Origin of the sequence: Coprococcus sp. AF21-14LB (assembly GCF_003458885.1) — a bacterium.
In the GTDB taxonomy this organism is placed as follows: Bacteria; Bacillota; Clostridia; order Lachnospirales; family Lachnospiraceae; genus UBA9414.
The window spans coordinates 15,760-28,046 of the sequence record NZ_QRVX01000032.1; the positions used below are offsets into that span (position 1 = coordinate 15,760).

Sequence of the window (12,287 nt, forward strand, 5' to 3'; positions counted from 1 at the left end):
TGAAGATGCTTATGTTATGGTATGATAATACCTGTACATAAGCATTTTTTTGTTCTTGTGATGTGAAAGAGGAATATCTGACAGATATTAACCAGCTGTATCACAAGCCTGAATCACTATAAGGGGGAATGTAGTATGGGTGAAGTCCATTATATGATTTCAGAGGCAGCAAAGCGTGTGGATGTAGAAGCACATGTGCTGCGTTACTGGGAGGAGGAATTGGAGATTCCGATAGAAAGGACCGCGATGGGACACCGCTATTACACAGAAGAAAATATACGATTATTTCAATGCATTAAGGAGCTGAAAACACAGGGCTTAATGCTGAAAGAATTAAAAGAAATACTCCCGGAAATTTTAAAAGCGAAGCAGGAATTACAAGAAAGAGAAAAAAGACCGGAAAATACAAATAAGAATGTGAAACAGGAAATTTCAGTTGATGCCAGAGAAGAAGTTTTAGTCGGAGTATTGGACGAGCATGCGGAACAGATACAGCAGTTATTCGGAAAAGTAGTACGGGATGCCATGAATGAAAATAATGAAATTCTGGAAGAAGTGTTAAGCCGGGCAGTCAGTGAAAAGGTAATGAAGGAAATGGATTATCTGATGCAGACAAAAGAACGGCAGGAAGAAGAACGTTTTCAAAAGCTGGATCATCTCATACGTCAACAGCAGTCCATGCGAAAAGAAGCATCAAAACCGGCAGCAGTGCGCAGACTGAGAAGAGTCTTTGGAACTGTCTAACAATGCTTATCTGTACAAAGAAAAATAGCGATATAACATATTCAAATGCTATATCGCTATTTTTATGATGCCAACATACGGCTGACGTCCTGAAAGACGCCTTATGGTATATGGTAGGCTTATTGAGCTGAGATAGCTCCTGTAGGACACTGTGCTGCACAAGCACCACAGTCTACACAAGCGTCTGCATCGATTTCATAATGGTCAGCGCCCTGGCTGATAGCTCCTACTGGGCATTCTGCTTCGCAAGCTCCGCAGCTTACACATTCATCACTAATTACGTGTGCCATAGTATGTATCCTCCTTTACATTTTATGGCTCCATTTTAATACAAAATGAAAAAATATACAAGGTAAATCTTTCGTGTACTTAATAAAATAATAAATTATGAAAAATTTAAGAAAAATTTTATGCACTTGCGTTACATTTGGTGTATAGTATTAAAGTCAAGAACATAGTAATTTTTTGAAAAATGAGGAAACGATCATGAAACATAAATGGAAACTGTTATCCGGCATTTTGTGTGCAGCGATATTTTGCTCAGCCTGCGCAGCAGATGATACGGAGAAAGTGCAGATAGGAAAATACGAAGAACAGGAATATCAGCCGAAATTGGATGCGCTTAAGCCGACCGCTTATGGAAGTATCAGCAATTTAAGACTGGAACCGGGAACTTATATTTCAGTAATCGGTAAATCAGACCGCGGCGAATTCTGGAAGAGTGTAGAAAAGGGCGCAAAACAGGCGGCAGCAGACATTAATAAGATGATGGGATACAAGGGCGAAGATAAGGTAAAGGTTGTTTACAGCGGTCCTGCAGGGGATGAAGATGTGGATCAGCAGGTAAATATTCTTGATGAAGAATTATCGCGGAATCCGTCTGCAATTGGAATTTCGATTATTGATGCAGATATGTCTGAGGTACAGTTTGATCTTGTGGCAGATAATGAGATTCCGATTGTTATGTTTGACTCGGGAAAAGATTATCAGGGTGTTGTCTCTATGATTGGGACAGATAACCGGGAAGCAGGAAGAACAGCAGGAAGTAAGCTTGGTGATGCGGTTAATAGCAGTGGAAAAGTAGCATTGTTTATGAAAGACTCAAAGTCTACTTCATCGAAAGAGCGTGAAACAGGGATGGTAGAAGCTTTAAAAGAAAGTTATCCGGAAGTAGAGATTGCTGATATTTATCGGGAAGATGAGCTCGAAGAGAGAAGTAAGGAAATTGCAAAAGCAGAGCAGGAAGCAGCAAAGAAGGAAGAGAACAAAGAGACAGAAAGTAAGGAAACGGTGTCTGAAACAGTCAATGGAAATACGGCTGGAACTGATGATACAGAGGAACAGACAACAGAGAAAGAAAACTTACCGGATGCTGCAGAAGAACCAATGACAGATCTGGAGATGGTAAAATATATTTTAGAAAAGAATCCGGATTTGGCAGGCTGTGCTGCCGGCAATGAGGAGACGACAGAACTGCTTCTGCAGGCGAAAGAAGAACTCGGTTTAGAGGATTTGAAGATTATTGGATTTGACGGAAGTAAAAAACTGATCACTGCGCTGAAAGATGGTAAAATAGATGGACTGATTCTTCAGAATCCATTTGGGATGGGATATGCTACTGTAGTTGCGGCAGCAAGAGCAATCCTCGGAGAAGCCAATGAAGCATCTGTGGACAGCAGCTATGTATGGGTAACGAAGGATAATCTGGAGGAGAAAAGTATCCAGAATATGTTATATTAAAAGAAAAGGAAACGGCATTTCAAACAGAGACAACTCTGAGAAATGCCGTTTTATTTTGTGAGAGAAAAGATAAATTCCGTACCTACACCCTCTGTACTGATGATATTGATATTCTCACCATGGGCTTGAATGATTTCTTTGACAATGGCGAGACCGAGCCTGTGCCTTTTTTGTCTTTGCCGCGCGAGAGATCTGATTTGTAGAAACGATCCCACACTTTTGGGATATTTTCTTTTGGAATTCCAATCCCGCGGTCTTTGACAGAAACAAATACTTTGTCGCCCTTTTCTGTTGTTTCAATCGTAATCATAGATTCCGGAGAACTGAATTTGATAGCGTTGTCGAGAAGATTGTAGAGAACTTGCTGAATTTTGCTCCGGTCAGCTGTTACAGAAAGAGTGCGGGAGACAAAGAGCAGTTCGATTTCAATCTTTTTTTTCTGTGCAGCGCCCTTCAAAGGATTCGGCAGTTGTCTTGATTACCTCATGAATATCAAAGGAAGTTTTGTCCAGAAGAAGTTCTTTGCGGTCAAATTCATTTAGTGTCAAAAGATCTTTCGTCAGATCGGTAAGACGTTCTGTCTCAAATAAAATTATTTTTAAATATTTATCCTGAAGTTCAGGAGGGATTGTTCCATCTGCAATAGCTTCTACATAGCCTTTAATGGATGTTAGCGGGGAACGAAAGTCATGAGAAACGTTGGCAATAAATTTCTTTTGGTAATCTTCCACATCCTTGAGCTGCTTGGACATATAATTAAGGGATGCAGATAAGTATCCCATTTCGTCCTGAGTTGTAATTGGGATATCGTACTCCAGATTTCCGGAAGCATATTGTCTGGCGGCTTCTGCAATCATACGAAGCGGTTCATAAATAAGAAACCGTATTGCAAGAAGAACGATAAAGGACAGAAGATAAATTACAAGCGCTGTAATATAGACATAGCGCATCAGATGATTCTTCATATTCAGGACAAGAGATTCCGGACTGTGGAAAATAATATATCCTTTTGTGGAAAACCCCTGCGTTACAGGAGAAATCACAGTGATAACAGATTCTCTGAAATAATCATGATAGTTCCCCAGGAGGTAAGAACTGCTACCGCATTCAGCCGGATCAAAGTCGCTGATCTGCTGTGGAGGCAAGGGTGCTTTTTCGTAAGATGATGATGTCAGGAGAGTACCCTGTGGATCAACAAACCATGCGGAAGCATCCATATAATCTGACATGGCATCCAACTGAACGCGAACGTCATACAGCGTCAGGTCATCTGTAAAATAGTTGACGAGATAATCGTCAGCCAACAGAACGGCCTGACGGTGGAGTCTTGAGGATTCTTCTTTTAACAGGTATTGCTCGAATAGCTCAGAGTTCAGTGTCGCTACTGTAAAAAATGTAAGAAATCCCAATATAATATATACGATGACAAATTTTAAATAGAGGGTGCTTCGCATTTATTTCACCTCAAATTTGTAGCCAATTCCCCAGACGGTACTGAGTTTCCAGGTGGGATGATCTTTGATTTTTTCGCGAAGGCGTTTGATGTGAACATCCACCGTTCGAGTATCGCCGATATATTCATAGCCCCAGATCTGATCAAGAAGCTGTTCCCTTGTGAATACCTGGTTCGGTGAAGCTGCAAGGAAGTAGAGCAGTTCCAGTTCCTTTGGCGGCATTTCTACATTTTTATCATCTACATAAACGGAGTAGTTTGTGAGATTAATCTCAATCCCGGGATAAGTAACGCACTTGCCCTTGTCTGTTTCTGGAATCTCAGTCTTTGCCGGCTGATAGCGCCGAAGTACAGCTCGGACGCGGGCAACCATTTCCTTTGGATCGAATGGTTTAATAATATAATCATCAGCACCGAGTTCGAGTCCAAGTACCTTATCAAATACTTCGCCTTTGGCGGATAGCATGATGATTGGCACAGAAGAACGGCTTCGGATCTCACGACAGACTTGATAGCCGTCGATGCCCGGCAGCATCAGATCCAAAAGAACAAGATTAGGCTTGTAGGTATCGAATGCCACAAGGGCATCTTCGCCGTCATATACCATTTTTGTATCGAAACATTCTTTTGTCAGATAAAGAGAAATCAATTCGGCGATGTTCTCATCATCGTCCACAATCAGAATTTTTTGTTTGTTTACCATGAATTGCCTCCTAGTGTGTTATAAAATTACTGCTTAAATTCTACAATGGTAACACCGGCATCTCCTTCGCCAAAGGCGCCGAGCCGGTAAGATTTTACATGTTTCTGGCGTTTCAGATACTGGTGTACGCCGGATCTGAGCGCGCCGGTTCCTTTGCCGTGTACGATGCGGACCGGATTAATGTGAGCCAGGTAGGCATCATCCAGATATTTGTCAAGTTCAGCAATAGCTTCGTCAACAGTTTTCCCAAGAAGGTTGATTTCCGGCCTTACAGAAAGTGATTTGCCCATCTTTACTTTGCCGGTAGAAGTATGGGATTTCTTTTTTGGCTGATATGCATTCTGGTCTTCAATAATTTCCAGGTCACTGATATTAACTTGTGAACGGAGAATTCCCATCTGGACAAAGAGATTGCCTTTGGCGTCAGGTTTTGAGCTTACCGTTCCGGTCAGATTCATGCTAAGTACTTTCACCGTTTCTCCCAGACGGAAATCTTCCGGCTTATGTTTCTTTGCAGGCGCTGCTTTTTTCATAGCAAGCGGCGACTGAGTTTTGGAAATCTTCTGGCGCAGACGTTCCCGCTCCCGTTCCATTTCAGCCGCAGAAATGTTCTCTTTGCCGAATTTGCGGAAATTCTTCATCGTTTCATCTGCAACTTCTTTCGCTTCCCGCAGAATAGCAGAGGCTTTTTCGTTTGCCTCCCGCAGAATCCGTTCGCGCTGTTCGTCCAGTTTCTTTTGTTTCGTCTGCATCTGCATTTTCAGAGATTCAATTTCGCGTTTGTAGGTGTTAATTTCCTGTTGTTCTTTCTCGATCGTACGGCGGCTGTCTTCCAGATTCGTCAGGAGATCTTCAAAAGATTCATCCTGTTCTGTCAGATGTTTTCTGGCGTCTTCGATAATATAGTCAGGAAGACCGAGTCTGCTGGAAATTGCAAAGGCATTACTCTTTCCCGGAACACCGATCAATAAATGATAAGTTGGACGAAGGGTAGCAACGTCAAATTCGCAGCAGGCATTTTCTACACCAGGGGTAGAAAGCGCGTATACTTTCAGTTCGCTGTAATGAGTTGTGGCCATTGTGCGGATGCCCCGGTTGTGCAGATAGGAAAGAATTGCAGTTGCCAATGCGGCTCCTTCTGTAGGATCTGTTCCGGCTCCCAGCTCATCAAAGAGAACAAGTGACTGTTCATCCACATCCCCCAAAAAGGAAACGATATTTGTCATATGGGAAGAAAATGTACTGAGACTTTGCTCGATACTTTGTTCATCTCCAATGTCTGCATAAATCTGATGAAAAAGCGCAAGCTCAGAACGTGCCAGTGCCGGAATGTGAAGTCCTGACTGTCCCATTAGTGTAAATAATCCGACTGTCTTTAGGGAAACTGTTTTTCCGCCGGTATTTGGTCCGGTAACAATCAGAAGATCGAAATCTTCTCCAAGCCGCACGGTAATCGGTACCACTTTTTTCTTATCAAGCAGTGGGTGACGTCCCTCACGGATATGAATACGTCCTTCTTCATTGAAAATAGGAAGACTTGCATTCATGTTAACAGCAAGCTGCCCTCTGGCAAAAATAAAATCCAGATCAGTCAGAATCCGATAGTTAAGACGCAGTTCCTCCACATATCCTCCGGCCTCTTCTGAGAGGCGGGCAAGAATGACAGCAATTTCTTCCTGCTCTTTTATATAGAGTTCCTTTAAGTCATTATTTAAGTTGACAACAGCCATTGGTTCGATAAAAAGAGTAGAACCTGTAGAAGATTGATCGTGAATCATACCGCTTACCTGGCTTCTGTATTCAGCTTTGACCGGGATACAGTAACGATCTCCACGCATTGTGATCAGGCTATCCTGAAGATAAGACTTCATAGAACCGTTCACAAGATGTACGAGGGTAGAATGAATCTTGTCATTGACCCGGTTAATATTTCTTCGGATCTGTTTCAGCGTGCTGCTTGCATCATCGCTGATTTCATCTTCGTCAATGATACAGGAAGAAATCGACATGGCAAGCGGTGTCAGAGGTTCCAGCTTCTCGAAATAAATATCAAGGCAGTCTGTCGCGTCATCAACAGTATCCCGCCGGCCAAGAGATTTGGCACGTTTGGCGGTCTCAAGGAGTCTGCCGATCCGCAGCAATTCTCCGCATCCAAGTGAAGCGCCGATTTCAAGACGTTTCAGTGAATCTTCGATCATTGTGCATCCGCCAAAAGAGATGCGTCCTTTGCGTATAATTCTTGTAAATGCAGCTGCCGTCTGTTCCTGGGCAGTCCGGATTTCTTCCAGATCTGTCATCGGTAAAAGTTCACGGCACAGTGTCTTGCCGCCCGGGGAGGAGGCAAGTTCTGTCAGCATATCAATAATTTTAAAATATTCTAGTTTTGTTAATGTTTTTTTATTCATATTTCCTCACCTGAGTACATTCTACCTTATTTGACGCGGAAAGGAAAGCAGAAATATTATGTCCGTATTGAACATTTATTTGCAATCATGTATACTATAAAAAGAGTCGAAAAGGAGTAATAGCCTATGGAGAACAAAAATGAATATTCCTTTCTGAAAGAGAAAATTAAAGACAAACCATTTAACTGGAAACATTTATGGCAGAAGGCATGTCTGATCGCAGGGGCAGGGATTCTTTTTGGAATTTGTGCCTGTATAGCTTTTTACGGACTAAAACCATGGGCAGAAAAGAGATTCGAGAATAGTCCCCAAAAAGTAGTTGTGCCTCCGGATGATGAAGAAGAGAATCCGCAGAATCAAGAGGAAGAAGAGCAGGAAGATAAGACAGCAGTCCTTGATATTAACAATGTACGGGAATTGAACCGGGCTGTGTATGATGTTTCCCGCACAGCGTCAAAATCTGTAGCTCAGGTAACCGTACGTCCGGCAGGAGATGAATGGCTGGATGAGTCTTACCAGGCGGCAGCAGGTATTGTACTGGCAGACAATGGGAGAGAAATACTTGTTTTGACAGAAGGGATCTTATTTGGAAATTCAGAAGAGACGATTGCAGTGACGCTTCCGGATGACAAAGAATATGAGGCAGTGTTAAAGAAAAAAGATGATAATCTCGGACTGGCAGTGGTTGGAATCAGCAAGACATTGCTGTCAGATACTGTTTGGACGTATACGAATTTTGCTGTTTATGGTAACTCCAATCTACTTGGAAGAGGGGATGGCTGATTGCCCTCGGAAGACCATTTGGCACGAAAGACGGACTGGCCTATGGAGTAGTCAGTTCCACACAGTCCCAGATATGTAAAGCAGATGGGATGTGCCGAATTCTTGAGAGCGATATCGGAGCGAATGAAAACAGTTCGGCAATTCTTTTTAATGTGAATGGCGAATTTGTGGGAATCACATGCCGGGCGGCTGATGAAACGAGCCGAAGTAATTTGATTGCCTATCCAATCTCAGAGATTAAATCACAGATAGAACTTTTGCTCAATGGCAGCGGCGTACCTTATGTAGGAATCCACGGAGAAGACATTCCGAAAGCTGTTCAGGAGACAAAACAGATTCCAATGGGAGTTTATGTTAAGGAAGTAGAAGCAGATTCGCCGGCAATGCAGTCGGGAATTCAAAGCGGCGATATCATTGTATCTGTTGACGGAGACGAGATTCAGACATTGGCAAGTTACAAAACAAAGATTTTAACTTATAGAACGGATGCAAAAATCCGCATTGGTGTGAAGCGGGCTGGCGCAGACGGGTATGTAGATATTACATATGAAGTGACAGTTGCAAGCAAAGAATAAAGACAGGAAGAGGAAAAACTATGCGCTATATTAATACACTCCATGAAGGAGAAACCATTAGAAATATTTATTTATGTAAATCAAAACGTTCTGCAGAAACACGAAACGGCAAACCATATGATACACTGAATCTGCAGGATAAGACAGGTATGCTGGACGGAAAAATCTGGGATCCGAATTCTCAGGGAGTGGCAGATTATGATGAGATGGACTTCGTAGAAGTATTTGGTGATGTCATCAGTTATAATGGCAACCTTCAGCTGAATATCCGTCAGCTCAGAGTAGCAGAAGAAGGAGAATATAATCCGGCTGATTATATGCCGACAAGCGAGAATAGTGTTGATGTGATGTATAATGAGCTGCTAAGCTATGTAAAGCAGATTGAAAATCCATATCTGCGCCAGGCAGTAGAATATTACTTTGTAAAAGATGAAGCATTTATCAAGAAATTTAAAGCACATTCAGCAGCTAAGAGTATTCATCATGGATTTTCGGGAGGACTGTTGGAACATACACTCAGTATTGTGAAAATGTGTGAATTTTATGTTCATTCCTACAGCATCTTCAATAAAGACCTGTTGTATGCGGCAGCCCTGTATCATGATATCGGTAAGACAAAAGAGCTGTCAGCATTTCCGGAAAATGACTATACAGACGGAGGACAGCTTCTCGGGCATATTGTGATCGGTGTAGAAATGGTAAGCGATGCTGTGCGCAGCATTCCGGGATTTCCGGAGACGCTGGCAAATGAATTAAAACATTGCATTGTGGCTCATCACGGTGAATTGGAATATGGATCACCGAAAAAGCCGGCGCTGGCTGAGGCGTTGGCGCTATATCATGCCGACTGTACCGATGCAAGATTCCAGACATTGAAAGAATTATTTAAAGATAAGCAGACAAATGACTGGCTTGGTTATAACAGATTATTTGAATCGAATTTAAGAAAGACGAGCATTTAAAAAGGAAAAGTAGAAGGAACAAGGCGAAAGGTTTGTTCCTTTTCTGTTACATATGAACAGGAACTAGAAAGAAGCAGGGGAAAATCAATGAATAAAAATGAAATAGTAACAGTTACAATAGAAGACATCGGTGTTGGAGGAGAAGGAATCGGAAAGATTGACGGGTATACACTTTTCGTAAAAGATACAGTCATTGGAGATGTGGTTGAAGTTAAAATTATGAAGGCAAAGAAACATTATGGATATGCAAGATTAATGAAAATTCTTACGCCGTCCCCAAATCGCATTACGCCTCCTTGTCCGGTGGCAAGACAGTGTGGAGGATGCCAGATTCAGGCGATGTCTTATGAAGAACAGCTTCGCTTCAAGCAGAATAAAGTAAAAAACAATCTCATACGTCTGGGAGGATTTGCAGAGGAACGAATTGAAACGATTATGGAGCCTATCTGCGGGATGGAGCATCCGTTTCATTACCGGAATAAAGCTCAGTTCCCGATTGGACAGGATAAAGAGGGAAATCCTGTAGCCGGTTTCTATGCAGGGCGTACGCATCAGATCATTTCTAATCTGGATTGTATGCTTGGGGTAGAAGAAAATGAGAAAATTCTTCAGATTCTTCTGGCATTTATGAAGAAATATCACTTGTCTGCATATGATGAGCAAACGCAGCGAGGTCTATTTCGTCATGTACTCATTCGCTATGGATTTACAACAAAAGAAATCATGGTCTGCTTTGTTGTTAATGGAAACAGGATTCCCCATGAAGAAGAACTTGTCGCAGAACTTATGACCATTTCCGGAATGACAAGCATTAGTCTCAGCGTGAACCGGGAAAATACAAATGTCATTATGGGAAAAGAGATACGGGTGCTGGCAGGACAGGCGTATATCACAGATTATATCGGCAATGTAAAATACCAGATTTCTCCGCTTTCTTTTTATCAGGTCAATCCGGTTCAGACAGAAAAATTATATGGTTATGCACTGGAATATGCGGGCTTGAGCGGAGGCGAGACAGTGTGGGATCTCTATTGTGGAATCGGAACAATCTCACTCTTCCTTGCACAGAAGGCAAAACAGGTATATGGCGTTGAGATTGTCCCGCAGGCTGTAGAGGATGCCAGAAAAAATGCCAAACTTAACGAGATGGGAAATGCGGAATTCTATGTGGGTAAAGCAGAAGAAGTGCTTCCGGAATACTATGCATCTTACGAAAGAGAGCATAAGGGCGAGACAGCACACGCCGATGTGATCGTAGTCGATCCGCCGCGGAAAGGCTGTGAAGAGTCGCTGCTTCGAACGATGGTTGATATGAAGCCGGAACGGATTGTGTATGTGAGCTGTGACTCTGCGACATTGGCAAGGGATCTGAAGTATCTGTGCGGGGAAGGATATCAGCTGGAGAAAGTGCAGGCGGTAGATATGTTTCCAATGACAGTGCACGTCGAGTGCGTAGTCTTGATGTCAAAAGTACAGAACTGAATACCGAAAAAGGCTTGAAAATAAGGCATTTCCGTGCAAATGGCATATTGTTTTGATGGCTGTGAAACGGAAGATTTAACACTCGGCTTATGGCGAAAATGATAGGTTGAGTTGACAGGTTGAAAATAGGCAAAGTCGAGTGGACAAGATGATTTTGCCTATTGTTGAGTTGATAGAATGGTTAATTGCACGGCAAGGAGGAATAGAGTTGATTAATTTAGGAAAACTGAAAGAAATAAAAGATTTGCGAAAGGTATGGCCGCATGAGGCATTAGACTTCACTCCTTGGCTTGCGGAAGAGGATAATCTTACCCTGTTGGCAGATGCTGTTGGATTAGAGATAACCGTTGATGAGACGGAGTCCAGTGTTGGTGACTTCAATGTGGATATCTACGCAACTGAAACCGGAACGGACAGAAAAATCATCATCGAGAATCAGCTTGAGGATACGAACCATGACCACCTGGGCAAGCTGATTACATATGCATCCGGGAAATCTGCTGATATCGTAATTTGGGTTGTAAAGAGAGCAAGAGAAGAACATCGCTCTGCAATTGAGTGGCTCAATAATCACACCGATGAGAATATTGCTTTCTTCCTTGTAGAAATCAAACTCTACCAAATCGGCAGTTCTGACATTGCCGTTAAATTTGAAGTGGTAGAAAAGCCAAATGACTGGACAAAGGAAATCAAGCGTAACACCAGTAATTCCCCTACGCTGCAAGCGAGATATGATTATTGGGTTGCCTTCAATGATTATGCATTCCAAAACCATGCATTTGCAAAGCAGTTCAATAAGAGAAAGGCAAGCACAGACCATTGGATGACTATGAGCGTAGGCTCCTCTGCTTGTCATATCAGCATCAATCAGATTCGCAAGGATAACCAGATTGTTGTAGAGTGGTATATTTCCGATGATAAAGAACTGTTCCATAAGTTTCATTCCCATAAGACGGAAATTGAAACGGATATGGATATGAAACTTGACTGGAGAGAATTGCCGGACAAGAAAGCCAGCAGAATCCTTATATCCCATCCGGCAGATTTTGATAATAAGGATAAGTGGTCTGAACAGTTCGATTGGGCGATGGACGTTGCCTTGAAGATGAAAAACGCCTTCAAGAAATACTTATAAACAAGTGAATACTGAGACAGTTTGAAAGTATAACATTCCGAGGGTTAGAGGTATTCTTCTGGCTCTCGGCTTTTTTATTATGGTGTCTTTGTTTAAAACATCACCAAACATCAAGAAACATCACATAATATATTGAAAACAAGTAAAAACGGTGATATAATTCTTTAGTGAAGTATCATATTTTGAGCAGACAAAAAGGGGCTGTCGGTTAATACCGATTTTTAGCTTCTAAATCTTAAAATAAGAATCTCCTGTAGAAATCAGTGTTTTTATACCTGATTTTCTACAGGAGATTCTTATTTTTT

Annotated in this window: 10 protein-coding genes and 1 pseudogene; 7 read left to right on the forward strand and 4 right to left on the reverse strand. The window is 42.1% G+C overall.

What is annotated here, in order from left to right:
- Positions 1 to 135 precede the first annotated feature (135 nt).
- Positions 136 to 744 (forward strand): helix-turn-helix domain-containing protein, encoded by a 609-nt coding sequence (locus tag DWX73_RS08835; protein WP_118348448.1) that lies wholly within the window; start codon positions 136 to 138, stop codon positions 742 to 744.
- A gap of 119 nt (positions 745 to 863) precedes the next feature.
- On the opposite strand, the gene DWX73_RS08840 is transcribed toward DWX73_RS08835, so the two are convergent.
- On the reverse strand, positions 864 to 1,034 hold the full coding sequence (locus tag DWX73_RS08840; protein WP_118348449.1) for a DUF362 domain-containing protein: 171 nt from the start codon (positions 1,032 to 1,034) through the stop codon (positions 864 to 866).
- Positions 1,035 to 1,230: 196 nt separating this feature from the next.
- On the opposite strand from DWX73_RS08840, the gene DWX73_RS08845 reads away from it, so the two are divergent.
- Positions 1,231 to 2,484: a substrate-binding domain-containing protein gene (locus DWX73_RS08845; protein ID WP_118348450.1), complete on the forward strand. Its 1,254-nt coding sequence runs from the start codon at positions 1,231 to 1,233 to the stop codon at positions 2,482 to 2,484.
- A gap of 50 nt (positions 2,485 to 2,534) precedes the next feature.
- On the opposite strand, the pseudogene DWX73_RS08850 reads toward DWX73_RS08845, so the two are convergent.
- The 3 genes and pseudogenes from DWX73_RS08850 to DWX73_RS08860 all read right to left on the reverse strand — a co-directional run bounded on the left by DWX73_RS08850 (position 2,535) and on the right by DWX73_RS08860 (position 7,045).
- A pseudogene (locus DWX73_RS08850) lies at positions 2,535 to 3,938 on the reverse strand (sensor histidine kinase).
- Positions 3,939 to 4,640 (reverse strand): response regulator transcription factor, encoded by a 702-nt coding sequence (locus tag DWX73_RS08855; RefSeq protein WP_118348451.1) that lies wholly within the window; start codon positions 4,638 to 4,640, stop codon positions 3,939 to 3,941.
- Positions 4,641 to 4,666: 26 nt separating this feature from the next.
- A complete protein-coding gene (locus tag DWX73_RS08860; RefSeq protein WP_118348452.1) occupies positions 4,667 to 7,045 on the reverse strand; it encodes an endonuclease MutS2 in 2,379 nt (792 codons plus the stop codon).
- 126 nt (positions 7,046 to 7,171) lie between these two features.
- On the opposite strand from DWX73_RS08860, the gene DWX73_RS08865 reads away from it, so the two are divergent.
- The 5 genes from DWX73_RS08865 (at position 7,172) to DWX73_RS08885 (ending at position 11,982) form a co-directional block, all read left to right on the forward strand.
- Entirely contained in the window at positions 7,172 to 7,828 is a 657-nt protein-coding gene (locus tag DWX73_RS08865; RefSeq protein WP_118348453.1) for a hypothetical protein, read from the forward strand.
- Positions 7,829 to 7,917: 89 nt separating this feature from the next.
- A complete protein-coding gene (locus DWX73_RS08870) occupies positions 7,918 to 8,403 on the forward strand; it encodes a PDZ domain-containing protein (protein WP_118348454.1) in 486 nt (161 codons plus the stop codon).
- Positions 8,404 to 8,423: 20 nt separating this feature from the next.
- Positions 8,424 to 9,365, forward strand: coding sequence for a 3'-5' exoribonuclease YhaM family protein (locus tag DWX73_RS08875; protein ID WP_118348455.1), 942 nt, complete (start codon positions 8,424 to 8,426; stop codon positions 9,363 to 9,365).
- Positions 9,366 to 9,452: 87 nt separating this feature from the next.
- Complete coding sequence (gene rlmD, locus DWX73_RS08880; protein ID WP_118348456.1) at positions 9,453 to 10,847, forward strand: 23S rRNA (uracil(1939)-C(5))-methyltransferase RlmD; 1,395 nt, start codon at positions 9,453 to 9,455, stop codon at positions 10,845 to 10,847.
- A 208-nt stretch (positions 10,848 to 11,055) separates the two neighbouring features.
- Positions 11,056 to 11,982 carry a DUF4268 domain-containing protein gene (locus DWX73_RS08885; protein WP_118348457.1) on the forward strand — a complete coding sequence of 309 codons (927 nt, stop codon included), beginning with the start codon at positions 11,056 to 11,058 and terminating at the stop codon, positions 11,980 to 11,982.
- Positions 11,983 to 12,287 lie beyond the last annotated feature (305 nt).